At 36.2% G+C, this 17831-nt stretch carries 13 protein-coding genes and 1 other annotated feature; of the genes, 7 read left to right on the top strand and 6 right to left on the bottom strand.

Going from position 1 to position 17831, the window contains the following annotated elements:
- Positions 1-69: 69 nt before the first annotated feature.
- From thiI to refZ, 4 genes are all read right to left on the bottom strand, one after another.
- Positions 70-1272, bottom strand: coding sequence for a tRNA uracil 4-sulfurtransferase ThiI (thiI, locus tag ACSKT4_RS07915; RefSeq protein WP_465823145.1), 1203 nt, complete (start codon positions 1270-1272; stop codon positions 70-72).
- Positions 1273-1278: 6 nt separating this feature from the next.
- Positions 1279-2418, bottom strand: a complete 1140-nt coding sequence (locus ACSKT4_RS07910) for a cysteine desulfurase family protein (RefSeq protein ID WP_186871340.1) — start codon at positions 2416-2418, stop codon at positions 1279-1281.
- A gap of 210 nt (positions 2419-2628) precedes the next feature.
- Positions 2629-4314, bottom strand: a complete 1686-nt coding sequence (gene ezrA, locus ACSKT4_RS07905) for a septation ring formation regulator EzrA (protein ID WP_186871339.1) — start codon at positions 4312-4314, stop codon at positions 2629-2631.
- A 556-nt stretch (positions 4315-4870) separates the two neighbouring features.
- The gene (refZ, locus tag ACSKT4_RS07900) at positions 4871-5479 is read right to left on the bottom strand and encodes a forespore capture DNA-binding protein RefZ (protein ID WP_186871338.1); all 609 of its coding nucleotides are present in this window, start codon (positions 5477-5479) and stop codon (positions 4871-4873) included.
- A 122-nt stretch (positions 5480-5601) separates the two neighbouring features.
- On the opposite strand from refZ, the gene ACSKT4_RS07895 reads away from it, so the two are divergent.
- Positions 5602-6081, top strand: a complete 480-nt coding sequence (locus ACSKT4_RS07895) for a GAF domain-containing protein (RefSeq protein ID WP_186871337.1) — start codon at positions 5602-5604, stop codon at positions 6079-6081.
- A gap of 512 nt (positions 6082-6593) precedes the next feature.
- On the opposite strand, the gene ACSKT4_RS07890 is transcribed toward ACSKT4_RS07895, so the two are convergent.
- Positions 6594-8501 (bottom strand): sensor domain-containing diguanylate cyclase, encoded by a 1908-nt coding sequence (locus ACSKT4_RS07890; RefSeq protein ID WP_186871336.1) that lies wholly within the window; start codon positions 8499-8501, stop codon positions 6594-6596.
- Between the two features lie 331 nt (positions 8502-8832).
- Here ACSKT4_RS07890 and rpsD point away from each other — a divergent pair, with 331 nt between their 5' ends.
- Both rpsD and ACSKT4_RS07880 read left to right on the top strand, forming a co-directional pair.
- Entirely contained in the window at positions 8833-9435 is a 603-nt protein-coding gene (rpsD, locus tag ACSKT4_RS07885) for a 30S ribosomal protein S4 (protein WP_186871335.1), read from the top strand.
- 182 nt (positions 9436-9617) lie between these two features.
- Positions 9618-10178, top strand: a complete 561-nt coding sequence (locus ACSKT4_RS07880) for a DUF6241 domain-containing protein (RefSeq protein ID WP_465823144.1) — start codon at positions 9618-9620, stop codon at positions 10176-10178.
- Between the two features lie 150 nt (positions 10179-10328).
- Here ACSKT4_RS07880 and tyrS read toward each other — a convergent pair whose 3' ends face one another.
- Positions 10329-11603 (bottom strand): tyrosine--tRNA ligase, encoded by a 1275-nt coding sequence (tyrS, locus tag ACSKT4_RS07875; RefSeq protein WP_465823142.1) that lies wholly within the window; start codon positions 11601-11603, stop codon positions 10329-10331.
- Positions 11604-11661: 58 nt separating this feature from the next.
- Positions 11662-11878: a binding site (T-box leader), on the bottom strand.
- A 120-nt stretch (positions 11879-11998) separates the two neighbouring features.
- Between tyrS and ACSKT4_RS07870 the strand changes: the two genes are divergently transcribed.
- The 4 genes from ACSKT4_RS07870 to ACSKT4_RS07855 all read left to right on the top strand — a co-directional run bounded on the left by ACSKT4_RS07870 (position 11999) and on the right by ACSKT4_RS07855 (position 17705).
- Positions 11999-15001, top strand: coding sequence for a transglycosylase domain-containing protein (locus tag ACSKT4_RS07870; RefSeq protein ID WP_465823140.1), 3003 nt, complete (start codon positions 11999-12001; stop codon positions 14999-15001).
- A 246-nt stretch (positions 15002-15247) separates the two neighbouring features.
- Entirely contained in the window at positions 15248-15901 is a 654-nt protein-coding gene (locus tag ACSKT4_RS07865; RefSeq protein WP_186871331.1) for a GNAT family N-acetyltransferase, read from the top strand.
- Positions 15901-16554 (top strand): acetoin utilization AcuB family protein, encoded by a 654-nt coding sequence (locus ACSKT4_RS07860; RefSeq protein ID WP_186871330.1) that lies wholly within the window; start codon positions 15901-15903, stop codon positions 16552-16554. Before ACSKT4_RS07865 ends, ACSKT4_RS07860 begins: the two co-directional genes overlap by 1 nt.
- Positions 16551-17705, top strand: a complete 1155-nt coding sequence (locus ACSKT4_RS07855; RefSeq protein ID WP_186871329.1) for an acetoin utilization protein AcuC — start codon at positions 16551-16553, stop codon at positions 17703-17705. The genes ACSKT4_RS07860 and ACSKT4_RS07855 overlap by 4 nt, the downstream gene beginning before the upstream one ends.
- Positions 17706-17831 lie beyond the last annotated feature (126 nt).

The raw sequence follows: 17831 nt of genomic DNA, 5'->3' as shown, positions 1-17831 counted from the left end.
TATAATGTGCGTATTAGAGGTGAAACATTCATATTATTAATTGGTAAGTGTTGCTAAATATACTACTGGTTAAAATAAACCTTCAAAAGCATCCTCTGCTTTCTTCTTATCGGTAATTCTTACGACTTCTATACCATCGATTGCTTCTTGAATTAAATCCTCATAATCAAACTTAGATTCAAAATAGTTCACGCGATCTCGTTTAGGTTTTGTTTTCGGTGCTTTTGGTACAAAGATAGTACAGCAATCTTCGTAAGGTCTTATTGAAATATCAAAGGTATCAATGTTTTTTGAAATCTCTATGATTTCATCTTTATCCATTGTTATTAACGGTCTTATAATCGGATAATTTGTAACCTCATTAATCGTATTCATACTAGTCATTGTTTGACTTGCTACTTGACCTAAATTTTCACCCGTTGTCATGGAAAGGATACCTTCCTTTTGAGACACTCTTTCACTAATGCGTAACATCATCCTTCTCATTACCGTCATGCCGTATCCATCAGGTGTTTCTTGGAATATTTTTTGTTGAAGCTTCGTAAACGGAACGATATGGATTTTAATACTTGGACCAAAGCTTGCTAATTTTTCTGTTAAATCCAACACCTTTTGCTTTGCTCGTTCACTTGTAAATGGTGGCGAATGGAAATGAATTGCTTCAATCTCAACACCACGCTTCATCGCAAGATAGCCTGCAACTGGACTGTCTATTCCTCCGGATAACAGTAATAGCGTCTTACCAGAGGTTCCTACTGGAAGTCCCCCTGCACCTCGTACAACACTTGAAGTAATGTAAGTAGCTTCTTGGCGTATTTCTACTTTTACTTCTAAATCTGGGTTGTGTACATCTACCGTATATGAATCGGTATGGCTTAAGAGATGTCCGCCTAAGATTTGATTCAATTCTTGAGATCGTACTGGAAATCCTTTATTAATACGTTTTACAGTAACTTTAAATTTTTTCACTTCTTCTGCATTTGTCAACGCATATAAAGCAGCTTCTTTAATGCTTTCCAATTCATTTTCCACTTTTATCGCTAAACTTAGGCTATGAATTCCGAAGATATGCTTAACCTTCTCCATAATAGGTTGTGGATCTTCTCCATTTAATAGGATAAACATTCTCCCTTGGGTTCTTTTCACTTTTACTTCTGGATAATCCATTAATTTATGACGAATGTTTTGTTGTAACTTTTCTACAAATAGTTTACGATTCTTACCTTTTAACGCTAGTTCTCCGTAGCGAATTAATATATGATCAAATTCCATTATTATCTACTCCATTACTTCTTTTAGTTGGTTTATTGCTTCTTTCAGTTTATGAATAAACGTTTTTATTTCGTCCATTGTATTGTCATAGGTAAGACTAACACGTAATGCCGATTTCGCCCTATCTTGCGAGAATCCACATGCCTTTACAATTCTACTTTCATCTAAATCTTTAGACGAACATGCGGATTTTGTTGAAATAAATATCCCTTGCTTTCCTAAAGTATGAATCATTACCTCAGGTTTTAATCCAGGAATTGAAAAGTTCAGGATATGTGGTGCAGCCTGCTCAGAAGAATTAATAACGACCTCCTCTATTTCTCCTAATTCCTGACGTAAATAAAGGTTTAATTGGAATAATTTCTCCGAATCCCTCACTTGTCTTTCTTTAATCAGACGTAGTGCTTTTACAAACGCCACCGCACCAGCTAGATTTTCTGTCCCAGAGCGGATTTTTAGCTCTTGGTCTCCACCGTGGAATAAAGGAAATAGCTTTACACCTCTACGCTTATACAGGATACCAGTACCTTTGAGTCCATGGATTTTATGTCCTGACATCGTACACAAGTCAATTCCACTATTAGAAAGGGTAATCGGTACCTTCCCTAAGCCCTGAACATGATCCACATGGAAGAAGAGCTTTGGATGGTTTTTAGCAATTTCACCAATTTCTTTTATGGGTTGAATGGAACCAATTTCGTTATTAACATGCATAATACTAATTAAAATTGTATCCGGTTGAATCGCACGTTTTACATCTTCAACAGACACAACACCAGTTTCATTTACAGGTAAATAGGTTATTTGAAACCCTAGCGCTTCTAAACTTTTACATGCCTCATAGACAGAAGGATGTTCAATTTCAGAGGTAATGATATGCTTACCTCGCCCTTGATGCTGTAATGCTATTCCCTTAATGGCAATATTATTCCCTTCTGTACCACCTGATGTGAAGATAATTTCATCCTCATATACGTTCAGAAGATTCGCAGCTTGTTCCTTCGATTTTAGTAGAAGTTTCTCCGTCTCTCCACCAAGGATATGGATAGAAGAAGGATTTGCAAAGAAACTGGTTGATACCTGTTGAAAACTTTGTAATACTTCTGGATGTGGTTTCGTGGTTGCACTATTATCTAGATATATCATGAAAAATCCTCCTTTTATCACTTTTTATTGCAACATGAGAGCTGCTTATAACAACTCATATCGTATTTAATCCCAAAATATCATTATAGAAAAACTTCCAATAACGTGAAAGATTTTAATCTTATCTTAACTCCATACCAAACACAAAACGGAAGGCTGTCTTTAGGAAATCTCTTTCCATAAAGCAGCCTCACTGACCATTCTTATTTTTTATATTAATTGATGTTCTTCAATTCGCTTTAACGCACCAGGCTCCACTTCTTCAAGTGCTTTAGCAGCCTGTTCCAATGCTACTTCATATTCATAACTTCTAAATAAATTTTCTGCTTCTAATAGCTTCGCAGCAAGCAATGGGTATTTACTTCTGTAACGGTTAGCATACTGTATAACTTGTTCAGTTAAACGAGCTTGATCTACCATGACTTCCGTTTGCTCTACCAATAAATCCACTGCTGCTTTAGCTGCTGTTAATGAGCGCTGTACTTCAGCAATATCTAAAGGACTTTTCTCCAATGTTTTTAATACATGATTACTTTTCTCTAAAGCTTCGTCCATTGAATTCCAAATAAAATTTGGTACTCCAGGAATATTACTCTTTTTAATCTTGCGGTTCGTCTCATTAATTTGTTCACGGATATCAGCTAATTTTTCTTTCGCTTCTATCTCGTCTTTCCTCATGTTATAAATACTTGCTTTAAAATCATGATGCTTTTCAAAAAGCTCTTCTAACTGATTAAATCCAGTTTCCAGCTGTGTTCGAAGCTCTGAATGAGGCATATCATCCTCTTCTAGACCTTCTACAACTTCATCGAATATTTTTTGCAGCTGTCCAATACTCTTTTCCAATGATAGATATTTTTCCATATCTTGATCATCAAAATAATACGTTTGCTTCAATAAGTCAACCTCTGATTTCGTTTCTTCAAAAGATGCCGCAATTTCTTCTACTGACTTTTGGTAGCTTGGAACTTGGGTCTCCATATAATTCTTGGCAATTGCTTCTTTCTCCAACAATTGATACATTTCCTGAATACGATCTTCAACCTCTTTCATTAAGGTTCTCGCTTCTGTTGATGTTCCCTTTTCTAGTGCGATAACACAATCTAAAAGTCGCTGTTGGTACCCTTGTAATTCATTTTCAAACCCTAGATGATCAATGCGGAATCCTTCTTCTTTCATCTCTTTAATTCCAGCATATAAATCATCTATTTGGGCAGGAATGTCCTGTTTACATGCTCGATATATTTCTGGAAATTCTTCCATTTCGACTGTAAGTAAATCTAGACGTTCTTTTAGGGAGTCTACCAATTCTTTCGCCTCAGTATAATTCCCTAAATCCACTAGTTCGTGGTATTGATTTAGCATCTCTGCTAGTTCGTCAATCTCTACTTCAAAACGCAACTCCGCTTTTCCATATTGGAATCTATTCTGTGCAATTTTCTTACGTAACTGCTTAATTGCGGGTTGAATATTTTCCACTTCTTTACGACTTGTTTCTTCTGATTCAACTAATGCATCTAATTCAATAAGAATTTTATCAATATCTTTTTCAATTGTTTGTAAGCTCTGCTCCGTTTTTCGCAGAATCTTCTTTGCGTTCGAGAAACGGAATCGGTCCGCGGCCTCTTCAGCATCGAATAAATATTCTTCAATATCTGGAAGCGATTTTGAAAGAATATAATCCCATCGTTCCTTCCAAGATTCGAATCGGTCTTGCGTCTCACCAGATAGATTTAACGCTTTAATTCTTGTTAACTGCGCAGATACATTTCTGTTCATGACATCGAGCTTCCAGCCCTCTAGACGGTCAACTAAATCATAAATTCTCTTTCTCATAATAAGGCTTATAATAATTAGTGCGATTATGACAAGTACAATTCCAATAATATATTCCATAGTAAAGCCCCCTAAAAAATCCCAAGAAGAAATTCCTTTATATAAAAATGATTCTCTTATCATGTAAAGCTATTTTTCTATAATCATTATAATACCATGTATCCGCGATTTTTGGCTAAAAAAATCAATTAAAAAAGTGATTTTTTGTCAGATTATGTGAGTAGTTATATAATTCCTTCAAATTTTTAGCTACACTAGAATGAAAAAAGGCTGGGACAAAACTATTTCTAACATAGGATAAACCGAACGCATCAAACCCGCCCTGGAAATATACCTGCGGTGGCTTCCAGAACAGGGGCGACAGCTGCTCGAAAAGGCCTCGCTGTGTCTTCTTTACACTTTATCACAGTATAAGTGCGACAACTGCTCGAAGAGACCTCGCAGTGTCTTCTTTACCGTCGGGTGGCTGGTGAGCCTCCTCAGAGCTAACGCTCTCCTGGGGTCTCACCGATGCCTTTCCTCCCACAGGAGTCTCCGTATATTTCCTGGGCTAATGTGGTGATTGTTCTTTTTTTACTACCTTTGTTTTACTTTTGTCCCAGCCTCTTTTCCTTTCTTATCGGGTTATATAATCAATCCATTGATGAATGGTCTGAACATATTTGGTAACAAATAATGAATGCGAATAATCCCCTACGACCTGACTCCGCCATTCATTATGTAAAACATAAGGTGTTACAAGCATACCTTTTAATTGCATCAGTAAAAATTGCCGATCTAATTTTTGTTTATCTGCGTTACTTCCTTTAACTACAGCGGAGAATGCATTTCCAATAATGAAATTTTCTTTCGCTAAGTAGGTAACAACCATTTCACGAACAAACACAGAATCCATGGATAATTCACGATGTATAAAGCAGGATAATTGTAGGTTACTATGTTTATATTGTATAATCTTATGTATTAATTTTTTCAATTTTTCATTAGGGGTATCATCACCTGATTCTTCTAGAGTTGCTTCAATGATTGCTAAATATTCTTCGTAATAACGTGAGACAGCATACTCTAATAGTCCCTGCTTTCCTTTAAAGTAGTAGCTTATAGAGGAAACATTAACAGAGGCTTTTTCTGCGATGTCACGAACAGAAGTACCATGGAATCCTTTTTGATAAAAAAGGGAGGAAGCAGCCTCAACTACTTTTCGTTTAGTAGGGGAATCTTTCATTGAATCCAACTCCTTTCGTAATCATTTAGTTTCATATATATTATTAATACGACAGAAAAATAAATTATCCTGCTTCATTCATCAGGATTAATTATAACTATTTTTAGGGAGGATGTTTATCTATGTTTCAATCGAGTTTATATTCTGGTGATAGAGTAAAAGATTATCAACTATTAATTAAACAGTTATTAGCATTAGTAGATGGTGAAACAGATGTTATTGCTAATTTATCCAATGCTTCTGCCTTATTAAATCAATTTCTTGATGAAACCAATTGGGTGGGGTTCTATTTATGGAAAGATGACGAACTTGTTTTAGGACCATTCCAAGGATTACCAGCTTGCATTCGCATTGGTTATGGAAAAGGTGTATGTGGTACTGCTGTTAAAGAACGTAAAACACAGCGAATTGAAGATGTTAATCAATTCCCTGGGCATATTGCGTGTGACAGTGCAAGTAAATCAGAAATTGTTGTTCCAATTATAAAAGATGGTGAAATATTCGGTGTGCTAGATATTGATAGCCCGATATTAGATCGCTTTGATGAAACGGATCAAGTATACTTGGAGAAATTTGTTACCGAATTAACGAAATATCTTTAGGTTTCATACAATAATTTATTCGTCCATACCCGTTTCGAGAGACGCCCCGCGTAACAAAAGCAATACAAAGAAGAGGCTGGGACAATAGAATTTATCTTATAGGAAAAATCGAATGATGAGCAAGGACCACGCTCCGAAAATATACTTACGGTTACTTCCAGCACAGGGGCGACATCTGCTCGAAAAGACCATCGCAGTGTCTACCTTGCCCCCGGGCGGCTGGTGAGCCTCCTCATGCTATGCACTTGCGGGGTCTCACCTATGCCTATCCTCCCGCAGAAGTCTACGTATATTTCCGGAGCTAGCGTTTTATGTCATTCGGTTTTACAATTAATTCTATTTGTTAAGTCCCAGCCTCTCTTTTTGTTTTAACTAATACACGTAAGAGAACGATATTTAACTTCGATTTGTATAAAGGCATACCGTGCTAACCTATTTTTCTTAAATTAGAAGTCAGCTAATTGATTTCTCAATGCGATACTTAATTCTAATAATCCCAAATCCTTACATAACTAAGCGTGTAGATTGTCTTCTTCCTGTTCTTCTATGCTATATTTCACGACACAGTTTTTTCCATAGTTTTTGGCGTCATAGAGGGCTTTATCTGTTCGAACAAAGAAGTTCTTAGCCGAGTCATCAGATGCTTTTGTCCAAGAAGAAACACCTGCCGATAACGTCACCCTAGGTTCTGTAAAACTTTCTACTTGGGTATTTATTTTTCTAGCTAGTTGAACTCCCTCATTTATTTCCGTATTAGGTAGATAAATAGCAAGTTCTTCTCCACCCCATCTAGCTGCAACATCCCTGCTCTCAATATTGGACTTCATAATGGTTGCTACTTGCTTAATTACTTCATCCCCAATATAGTGACCATATGTATCATTAACTAGTTTAAAATTATCAATATCAAATAAAATTAATGTCCCCATTTCCCCACTTTTCATATGCTGTATTATTTTTTCATCCAAGTAATTTCGTGAATTTAACTGGGTTAAATAATCTGTCGAGGCTGCCTTTTGTAATTGTTCTTTTAGAATTGTATTAACAAAAGCTAACGTAGAGTGACGAATGATTGATTGTAATAATTTAAACTCGTCAAATGAAAAAGCATACGAATCTTGATGAAGTACGATGACAACACCATTTACCTCTCCCGCATTAATCATCGGTAAAGCCATTACAGAGTGATAAGGAAAATAAGCATCCTTAGATGTAAATTCTCCTGAAAAAATGGCTTCTTTACGTTTTAGTATATCGGATACGAAAGTACGCATTACCATACGGCCTTCCAATGTTTCAAAAAATGCCGTACTACCACCAATTGCCTCAAAATGATGTGCCATCTCCTGCTTTTTATAGATGAATCCTATTTCTGAAGGTTTACAGATTTTTATTATCTGATCTCTTACAAGCCTTGTTATTTCCGTTAAATCTAAGTTTGAATTTAATTGATGAGTTAGGTCATTAATCAATTGCAAATCGGATACAAGGTGCTTCGAATTTTGGTATAAAATAGTACTTTCAATAGCTTTTCCGGCTGTATTAGCAAACTTTCTGATAAACGCAATCTCTTCTTCTGGAAAGTCTATTATCATGGGGATAATAATTTGTAGTACGCCATATACCCCTTGGTGTCCCTTCAAAGGCGCATATATACACGTGTTTTTCTTCTGAATTCGGTTTTCTATTTGAATTTCCGCCTTTAAAAAGGCCTGTGAGCTAGCTAGTTTCGTTGAATCGTCACTGAATTCAATTGCCCTTATGGGTAAACCTAATGTCTCATCATGATCCTGTGCTAATAATAAGTAAAATGTATAGTCAGGATAAATACGACGGATGCTAGAGATAATTTCTGTATATATTTCCGTTTTATTATTTAAAACTAAAAATGTAGACGTAATATCATATAATGTTTGGTATTTTTCTTCATTTTGTTTTGATTGGATGACTTCATTAACAACAGTAAATGACCTTTCTAGCTCCACTTTGATTGTGATTAAAAGCTCCTCCGCTAACCCTTGTTTGGAATCTATACCTAGTACAATTATTCCAGCCGGACCACATGACGGCTGTATAGGAACAGCTATTGTAGTCTCTTTCGTGTTAGCAGAAGAAAATACATTATCCTCCTCTACAATTTTCATGAAGGGCTGATTATCTATAATGGCATTCCAATACTTATTATGAGGATCTGCAATCTTATTTGAAAATGCTTCAAATGAATCATTGGTTTGTGCAACTAATAGAAGCTGTTTGTGACTCTGATCATAGGTGTATATACAAATAAAATCTAAATCCAGTAAATTATATAAACTAGTGGATAGATTTTGATAGAAATTGTCCTTACCAGTAGGTGATACAGTAGTAAGTGAATTATAGTTAATTAATTTGATTTTTTCTTGTATAGAGCTAATATTCATCATAATCACCTATCAAAGGATTTTATTTATTGCTATTATATAATATATTGATTTAAATTTACCATTTTATCATAAGAAATAGCACGTTATTCAACCTTTTTATAAAATGAATCATTGACTTAGTTCCAAAAAAATTATATACTATTCTTTGTGTAAAATAATAAGGCAGCCTAAGTGAATCACCAAACTGTCCATTTTGTTCCTCAAAACGAGGTGTATCGCGTAACTCTCAGCTGCTGGAGCGATGGTACATGAAAACATAATGGTGTTTGGCGCGATCACGGTTGGAATTTTATTTTATGCAAATAAAATAAAAAGGAGGAAATGTCCTATGGCACGATATACTGGTCCTGTATGGAAAAAATCACGTCGTCTTGGCATTTCATTAACTGGAACTGGCAAAGAGCTAGATAAACGCCCTTATGCTCCTGGGCAACACGGAGCTAACCAACGCAGAAAGCTTTCTGAGTATGGTCTTCAATTACAAGAAAAACAAAAACTACGCTTTATGTATGGATTGAACGAACGTCAATTCCGCACTCTATTCGATAAAGCTGGTAAAATGAAAGGTGTTCATGGTGAAAACTTCATGGTACTTCTTGAATCTCGCCTTGATAACCTTGTTTATCGTTTAGGTCTTGCACGTACTCGTAGACAAGCTCGTCAGCTTGTAAACCACGGTCACGTGACAGTTGATGGATCTCGTGTTGATATTCCATCTTACCTAGTAAAACCTGGTCAAACAATTGGTCTTCGCGAAAAATCAAGAAATCTTGACATCGTGAAAGAAGCAATCGAAGTAACAAACTTCGTACCAGAATATTTAACATTTGACGCTGACAAATTAGAAGGTACATTCAATCGTTTACCAGAACGCTCTGAATTACCATCTGAAATTAGCGAACAATTAATCGTAGAATTCTATTCTCGTTAATAAAACCTTAAAAACTCTGGGATTTAGTATCTTAACTGAATTTCAGGGTTTTTTTCTTTTATCTCTATAATCTCCCCTTATGCAAGTCCTCCCCCGCTTCAGTAGATTGCCTTTTTAGAAAATTGAATATTTATTTTTGAACGCTCCTATAATAAACTAGGTAGTGGGAGGTTATTATTGGTATGAATAAATTGATAGTCTTTTTATGCATTATTGCTATTTCCATTCTTGGATACTTTGGATTTTTAATTCTTTCTGATGTGAAAGAAGCAAGAAATGACAAAAATGAAACAAATGAAACAAATGAAACAAATGTATCTAAATCCATAGAAGACATTCGAGAATCGATAGGTGGTACCATTACAGAAGAACAAGCAGCGTCCTATAAAGAACAAGGATTAAATCCATTTGGACAAAGTAAAACAGCAGATCAATTGACCGACGCAGACTATCAAGAATATATCCATGGAATGAGTCACCAAAAAGTAAAGGCTGAGCAAAAATGGGGCTTTTATCAAATAACACCCGAGAGAATACATTGGTTACTTGAAGGTCTTGATGCCACATCACTTAAACATGAGGAAATTTATCGAACTATTTTAGAAAAATGGGCAAAAGGAGATTTCACAACAGCAGACGTTGACCATAATACAATTTGGGAAATACAAGGTGGAAATATCGGAAGGGCAACAGGAGTCCTAACTCCAGAAGAGGAAGAAGCCTATATCCGCACCCAGCGATAATGTATTATTCTATTAACTTACATAAATGAAAAAACCAAACTAATATCAAATCCATGAATTTGATATTAGTTTGGTTTTTGCTAACTTATTAAAGGCATCATGTAATCAAACTGGTTACATTCACTACCCGAGCTTTTTCATAACTTTTACTTAGTTGTTATATTGAATCAAGAAATACTTCTTCTTCCCTCTTCTAATAATCGTAAATTTCCCTTCAATTCGATCTGCTTCAGAAACAACATATTGAAGATCTTGTTTTCGTTCTCCATTAATATAGATAGCACCATTGGTAACATCTTCTCTAGCTTGTCGTTTAGATGATGAAATTTTGGCATTCACCAATAAATCCACAATGCCTATATCTTCCTTATTTGCATGGATTGAAGGAACATCTTTAAATCCTTGTTCAATATCACTTGCAGATAGTGATTTTAAATCTCCACTAAACAATGAAGCTGTAATTTTCTGTGCTTGTTCAACTGCTTCTTGACTATGAACCATTCTAGTCATTTCTTCAGCTAATCGCTTTTGAGCCATTCGGTTTTCTGGATGATTTTCCACTTCTTGTTCTAACTCATGTAGTTCATCTTCATTCAGGAATGTAAAGTAGCGTAAGAACTTCATTACATCGCGGTCATCCGTATTTATCCAGAATTGATAGAACTCATATGGACTCGTCTTTTCTGGGTCTAACCAAATCGCACCACCTGCAGTTTTTCCAAATTTAGTTCCATCTGCCTTTGTAATCAGTGGCACTGTAAGACCAAATACTTTTACTTCATCTTCCTCATTTTCTCTTGCTCGACGGATTAATTCCATACCAGCTGTAATGTTACCCCATTGGTCGCTTCCACCAATTTGCAATGTACAATTTTCTCGTGTATATAATTGTTGAAAATCTAAGGATTGTAAAATCATATAACTAAATTCTGTAAAGGAAATCCCTTGTTCAATACGAGCAGAAACAGATTCTTTAGCAAGCATGTAATTGACACCAAAATGTTTACCCGCATCACGCAAGAAATCAATAACTGTCATGCTTCCCAACCATTCATGGTTATTTCTTACTACTACTTCATTCTCATTCTGATCTACTTCAAGTATTTTAGATATTTGTTGTTTTATGCTTTCACTATACCCTTTTACTACTTCTTCCGTATTTAAAGAGCGCTCTGTTGAACGACCACTAGGGTCACCAATCATTCCTGTACCGCCACCAACTAAAGCAATCGGTCTATGTCCTACCTTTTGGAATCGTTTTAACATCACTAATGGTACAAGATGTCCTATGTGTAAGCTATCCGCAGTTGGATCAAAACCACAATATAATGTTACTTCATTTTCAGCTAAATGCTTTTCTAATCCTTCTCTATCGGTAACCTGATTAATTAACCCTCTTGTTTCTAATTCTTCTAAAATATGCATCTTTACTCACACTCCAACTTTTTCTTTTAAAAAACAAAAAAACCCATTCCTTATGTAAATAAGGGACGAGTTAAACACGCGGTACCACCCTTGTTGCAGAATTCTGCCACTTTGGGGTTGTTAACGATGACTTTCACCGTCTTAATTTCACCTAATAGGCTCATTAAGATTGCTCCAGAATTGTAATTCGTACGCAAATATTTACTGGTTCCCACCAACCACCAGTTCTCTTGGAAAGGGATTTGCAATACTACTGTTTCCTTCATTGCTTTCAAATATAGTATTACACATATCATATAAAATATATTTCAAAAATGCAACGTTTTTTTAAATTACAGTACCTACTCTTTTTCTACTATGCTATAATAATGCTTGGAATAATAGGAGGTTTTATCGTGGATTTTAAACACTTTTTTCAAAATGTTGGAACCAAGGTAAAAACGGTTTGGAACACTGGAAAAATCCAACGTGTTTCCCGAATTACATATGATGTCATCTGGAATGTTATCTTATTTTTTATCATATTAGGGACCATTGGAATGTTTTTAGGTGCAGGAATCGGGTTTGGATATTTTGCTTCTCTTGTAAAAGATGAACCGATTAGGTCATACGAAAGTATGGAAAAAGATATCTATAACTATGAAGAGACTTCCAAACTGTATTTTGCAGGAGATATTTATATCGGTGATATTCAATCTGATCTTCACCGTGAAGAGACCAAACTAGAAAACATATCCCCTACTTTAATAGAGGCTGTCTTGGCTACAGAAGATGAATTCTTCTACGAGCATAATGGAGTTGTACCAAAGGCCATCATTCGGGCCTTAGTCCAAGAGTTTACGAACTCTGACATGAAATCTGGTGGTAGTACGTTAACACAACAATTAATTAAAAACCAGATTTTGACAAATGAAGTATCGTTTGATAGAAAAGCAAAAGAAATATTACTAGCTATGCGGTTAGAACAGTTCTTTAGTAAAGATGAAATATTAGAGGCTTATTTAAATATTATCCCTTATGGGCGTAGTGCTAATGGTAGGATTATCGCAGGTGTTCAAACTGCCGCACAGGAACTCTTTGGTGTCGATGCAAACGAGGTAAACTTACCACAAGCTGCATTTCTTGCCGGCCTACCACAAGGTCCTTCTTATTATACGCCATATAAAAGTGGTGGCGGTTTAAAGGATGAAGAAGGGCTAGCTCCTGGTGTTAATCGTATGAAAGTCGTGCTTAGTCGTATGTATGAATCAGGGAAAATAACAGAAAAGGAATATCAAGAAGCATTAAAGTATGATATTACAAAAGATTTTGTAACAGAATCAGAATCAACACTTGATAAATATCCACATTTGACTATTGAATTAGAAGAAAGAGCTAGTGAAATCTTGACTTATGTGTTAGCTGAAAAGAATGGCTACACGAAGGAAGATTTAGATGACAATCATGAGCTCAAAGAAGAATATGCCATATTAGCCAATCGAGACTTACGTAGAAATGGCTATAATATCCATTCGACGATTGATAAGGATATCTATGATGCTTGGCAAGAAGTTGCCAAGAACTTTAAACATTATGGACCAGATTCAACAAAGCAAGTTGTCGATCCTAGTACAGGTGAAGTAATTGAACGCCAACGAGTAGAGGCCGCTGCGGAATTAATCGAAAATTCCACTGGTAGAATCATTAGTTTTCTTGGCGGACGAGGATTTAGCTATGATAATCAGTTAAATTATGCTACAAGGGCAAAGAGATCGAACGGAAGTACAATGAAACCATTATTAGTGTTTGCTCCAGCTATGGAAAAAGGAGTCGTTCAGCCAGGTACACCAATTGCAGACGTTGAAACGTCATGGGGTAGTTGGACTCCACAAAACTTCGACAATAGCTATCATGGTATTTTACCTGTTCGGAATCATTTAATGAATTCCTATAATGTTCCAGCTATAAAAGTCTATACGCAAATAATGAATGACAATCCAGTTGAACAATACCTTCGCAAAATGGGAATTACCTCTATCGGGGACGATGAATATGCACATCAAGCCCTTGCTATTGGGGGGACATCAACTGGTATAACGATTGAAGAAAACACAAATGCATATGTTACATTTGCAAATGGTGGTAACTTTGTCGATGCTTATATGATTGAGAAAATTACTACTCAAGATGGAGAGGTTGTTTACGAACATAAGAGTGAACCTGTCGAAGTGTTTACTCCTCAGACGAGTTATTTAACACTTGATATGATGAGAGATGTTGTTAAGCAAGGATCAGCATCCTATCTTCCAGGTCAGTTAAAGTATAAAAATGTCGATTGGGCAGGTAAAACTGGTACATCACAATATACACATGATGTCCATTTCGTTGGATCAAATCCAAATGTTACAATGGGTGCATGGTTAGGATACAGAATTGGCCAGTCTCTAGTATGTGATAGCTGCGAGTTGCACCATACAAATCGTAATTTAAAATTATGGGCAGAACTGATCAATGTAGCTTCTGATATAAATCCTGATTTAATAGCACCTTCAGAGAAGTTTCAACGGCCAGATGGAATCGTTTCTCGTAGCTACTGTGCAACATCTGGAATGCTTCCATCTGATCTATGTAATGAGGCTGGACTTGTTTCAAGTGATATATTTAATGCTAAATTTGTTCCAACACAAGTAGATGATAGTTTGAGACGAGGATCTTATGTCTTGGTGGATGGGAAAGCCGTACTGGCAGGGCCGAATACACCGAAAGAATTCATTCAAGATGACGGGCTATCATTTAATCCTGAATGGCTAATTCGAAATCAATACGATAAGTTGAGAGATATTACTCAGTTATTCCCTTCCATTAGGAGAGAAGCATGGGAGAAAATAACTATACCAAATACCAAAGGGTTTAACTCTATGATAAATGATGATGGTGTTGCTCCAAAAGCACCAAGTTCACTGAAAAACAGCGGAATGAGCTTAACATGGAATGCTTCTTCTAGTAAAGATGTAGTTGGTTACCGCATCTTTCGCGCTAATGAACCTGGTGAATCATTCAAGCTAATCGGTAGCTCGATTGAAACAAAATTCACCCTGCCCAGTGGTACAGGTGTCTATCACGTTAAAGCAGTAGATTACTTTGGATTGGAGTCCAAAGCTTCTGAAGAAATAGTAATAGGTGATTTCGCGGAATCGGAAGAACCTGATAAACCAGACAAACCAGATAACAAAGATAATAAGGATAAAGATAAGCCAAAAAATCCAAAACCAAATACACCTAAAGACCCTGAAAAACCGAATACTGGTGATGAGGAAGAACCTGTAGATGGTGGCGGAGATAATACTGAACCTAATCCAAATAACCCTCAAGATCCCGGGGAGCAAGAACCTCCAGGTGATGGTGAGGACGAAGGTTAACCCTTCATTTTAAGCTTGTAGAGAGAGTACGTAAATTTTCTCTACAAGCTTTTTTTCATGTAGAATAATCAGGTAAGATAAACTACAAATATAGTCCCTTTCCAGGTAAAGTATAATACGGATGTTCAGATAGAATCCCTACTAAAAGAAAACCTGCCCTTCTTCTTCTTTGTTCTAAAAAAGACTAAAAATTACAACGATAATCCTGTATAATATAATGTAACAAGATAATTCGGTGGTGAAAACATGGAACATATCAAAACGTATAACAAAATGGAACATCAAGTAAAAGATAAGTTACTCATTATTGAAGGACCTATCTCCTCTTTAGAGTTAGCTAGGTACGAATTTCATCCAGATTTAAATTCCTTTCGCCCTGCACCTAACCAATTTCAAGCACTGATGGGTATTGCTGATTTACCTGATGGCCGAATTATCATTGCTAGAGAACAGAACACTATTATTGGTTATGTAACCTACCTTTACCCCGACCCCTTAGAAAGATGGTCAACCTTCCAAATGACTAATTTGATTGAACTAGGGGCTATTGAAGTAATTCCAGACTATCGAGGGGGAAAAGTGGCTTCTAATCTCCTCCATGTTTCCATGATGGATCCTTTTATGGAACATTATATTATTATTTCTACGGAATATTATTGGCACTGGGATTTAAAAGGAACCAATTTAAGTATTTGGGAATATCGCAAAGTAATGGAAAAAATGATGGCTTCTGGTGGACTACTACCTGCTCCAACGGATGACCCTGAAATTATTTCACACCCAGCGAATTGTTTAATGGTACGGATTGGTTCGAAGGTCGATGAAGCATCTATCAACCAATTTGAAAAGCTTAGATTTCTAAAACGATACCAATTACGAAGTTTTAGGGAGGGTCTGTAATGCATGTTGAAGAAATAATGAACCGTAATGTTGTGACTTTAAACCCAACCGATTCCATTGCTAAAGCACACGAATTATTAGTGGAATACAAAATTAGACATATACCAATTGTGGACAAAGATAATTTGGTTGTTGGAATAGTATCAGATCGAGATGTGCGAGACGCAAGCCCATCTATCTTTTCATCTGCTGATTCCAATAGTAATATCTTAGAGAAAGAAATCTCTTCGATTATGTCAAGCCCTGTCTTAACCGCACATCCATTAGATTTTGTTGAAGAGGTAGCTAGAATTTTTTATGACCGAGAAATTGCATGTCTACCTGTTGTTCATCATGACAAACTTGTAGGTGTGATCACGGAGAAGGATTTGCTTTATACGTTAATTCAGCTAACCGGAACCCATGTTCAAAGTTCTCATATAGAAGTGAAAGTTCCACATAAACCAGGTATATTACCTGAAGTTGCATCTATTTTTGGAAAACGAAGTGTTAACATTTCTTCTGTATTAGTTTATCCATTTAGAAATGATCCTGATTATAAAATATTAGTCTTTCGCGTTCAAACAATGAATCCATTACCTATTATCAGAGATTTACGTGATGCAGGGTATGAGTTGATGTGGCCAAATAACATTCCGGAGCCTAGACTATGAATCCAAACATAAAATTTGTTTTTGATTATTCACTTTTAAACTATCACTTCCACGATGAACACCCTTTCAACCAGAAACGAGTAGTACTTACAAAAGATTTACTAGAAAAATCTGGCCAACTATCTGACATTCATATCATCAAACCCCGCGAAGCAGAAGACGATGAAATTCTGTTACTTCATGAACCAGCATATATTCGGGCAGTAAAATCAGCTATGACTTTATCTAAAGATGATTTAAATCGGTTTGGACTAGGTACAGAGGATACTCCCGTCTTCCCAAACATGCATAAAGCAGCTACTCAAATAGTAGGAGCAACACTCACTGCAGTGGATGCCGTATTAAAGGATGGCGCTACTAGAGCAGTGAATTTTGCAGGTGGACTGCATCATGGTTTTAAACGGAGAGCATCAGGATTTTGTATTTACAATGATGCAGCAATTGCTATTCAATACATCCGACAACACTTTCATTTAAAGGTATTATATATCGATACCGATGCCCATCATGGTGATGGCGTACAAGAGGCGTTTTATGATGACCCTAACGTTTGTACCTTTTCTATCCATGAAACAGGAAGGTATCTTTTCCCTGGCACTGGAAAGGTTACAGAACGAGGAATTAAAGAAGGACATGGATACAGCTTCAATTTACCAATAGATGCCTTCACCCAAGATAAATCTTATATCGAGAGTTATGAGACCGCTATTTGGGAAATAGCCGAATTCTTTAAACCAGATATTATCATTACTCAAAACGGTGCAGATTCCCATTTCTATGATCCATTAACACATTTATGCGGTTCTATGACTACCTTTGAAAAAATTCCCGAAGTTGCATTACAAATCAGTAATACGTATTGTAATGGAAGGTGGATTGCATTAGGCGGAGGGGGTTATGATATATGGCGAGTAGTCCCAAGAGCATGGGCACAAATCTGGAATGTTATGAAGGATGAAAAGCCGCTTCAAGGGCTTCTCCCCCCTTCATGGATCCAGGAGTGGCAAACAGAATCGCCAGTAACTTTACCTACAACATGGCACGATAAAACGGAAGAGATCCCGACGATTCCTCGTAAAAAAGAAATTGAAGAGAAAAATAAATCTAACCTAGACTACTTATTAAAGTATACAAAAGTAAAAAGAGGATAAGACATTAAAAGAATAGGAATAGGTAAAGGAAACGATAAGAGATTAATACATCTACCTTTTTAAGGAATAATTCCACATCGAGCCATTACCCAAGAAAATTACGCCTTAGATACCAGCATTCTCATC

The sequence above is a fragment of the Ornithinibacillus liuyingii genome (assembly GCF_055550225.1).
Note: the sequence above shows the minus strand (reverse complement) of the source record. Positions and strands in the feature narration are given on the sequence as shown.

Bases quoted from the DNA above. Each gene is read 5' to 3' on its own strand.
- ACSKT4_RS07895 (WP_186871337.1), top strand. From the start codon at position 5,602: ATGTTTCAATCGAGTTTATATTCTGGTGATAGAGTAAAAGATTATCAA.
- tyrS (WP_465823142.1), bottom strand. From the start codon at position 11,603: ATGCATATTTTAGAAGAATTAGAAACAAGAGGGTTAATTAATCAGGTT.
- ACSKT4_RS07880 (WP_465823144.1), top strand. From the start codon at position 9,618: ATGAATAAATTGATAGTCTTTTTATGCATTATTGCTATTTCCATTCTT.
- refZ (WP_186871338.1), bottom strand. From the start codon at position 5,479: ATGAAAGATTCCCCTACTAAACGAAAAGTAGTTGAGGCTGCTTCCTCC.
- ACSKT4_RS07860 (WP_186871330.1), top strand. From the start codon at position 15,901: ATGCATGTTGAAGAAATAATGAACCGTAATGTTGTGACTTTAAACCCA.
- ACSKT4_RS07865 (WP_186871331.1), top strand. From the start codon at position 15,248: ATGGAACATATCAAAACGTATAACAAAATGGAACATCAAGTAAAAGAT.
- rpsD (WP_186871335.1), top strand. From the start codon at position 8,833: ATGGCACGATATACTGGTCCTGTATGGAAAAAATCACGTCGTCTTGGC.
- thiI (WP_465823145.1), bottom strand. From the start codon at position 1,272: ATGGAATTTGATCATATATTAATTCGCTACGGAGAACTAGCGTTAAAA.
- ACSKT4_RS07890 (WP_186871336.1), bottom strand. From the start codon at position 8,501: ATGAATATTAGCTCTATACAAGAAAAAATCAAATTAATTAACTATAAT.
- ACSKT4_RS07855 (WP_186871329.1), top strand. From the start codon at position 16,551: ATGAATCCAAACATAAAATTTGTTTTTGATTATTCACTTTTAAACTAT.
- ezrA (WP_186871339.1), bottom strand. From the start codon at position 4,314: ATGGAATATATTATTGGAATTGTACTTGTCATAATCGCACTAATTATT.
- ACSKT4_RS07910 (WP_186871340.1), bottom strand. From the start codon at position 2,418: ATGATATATCTAGATAATAGTGCAACCACGAAACCACATCCAGAAGTA.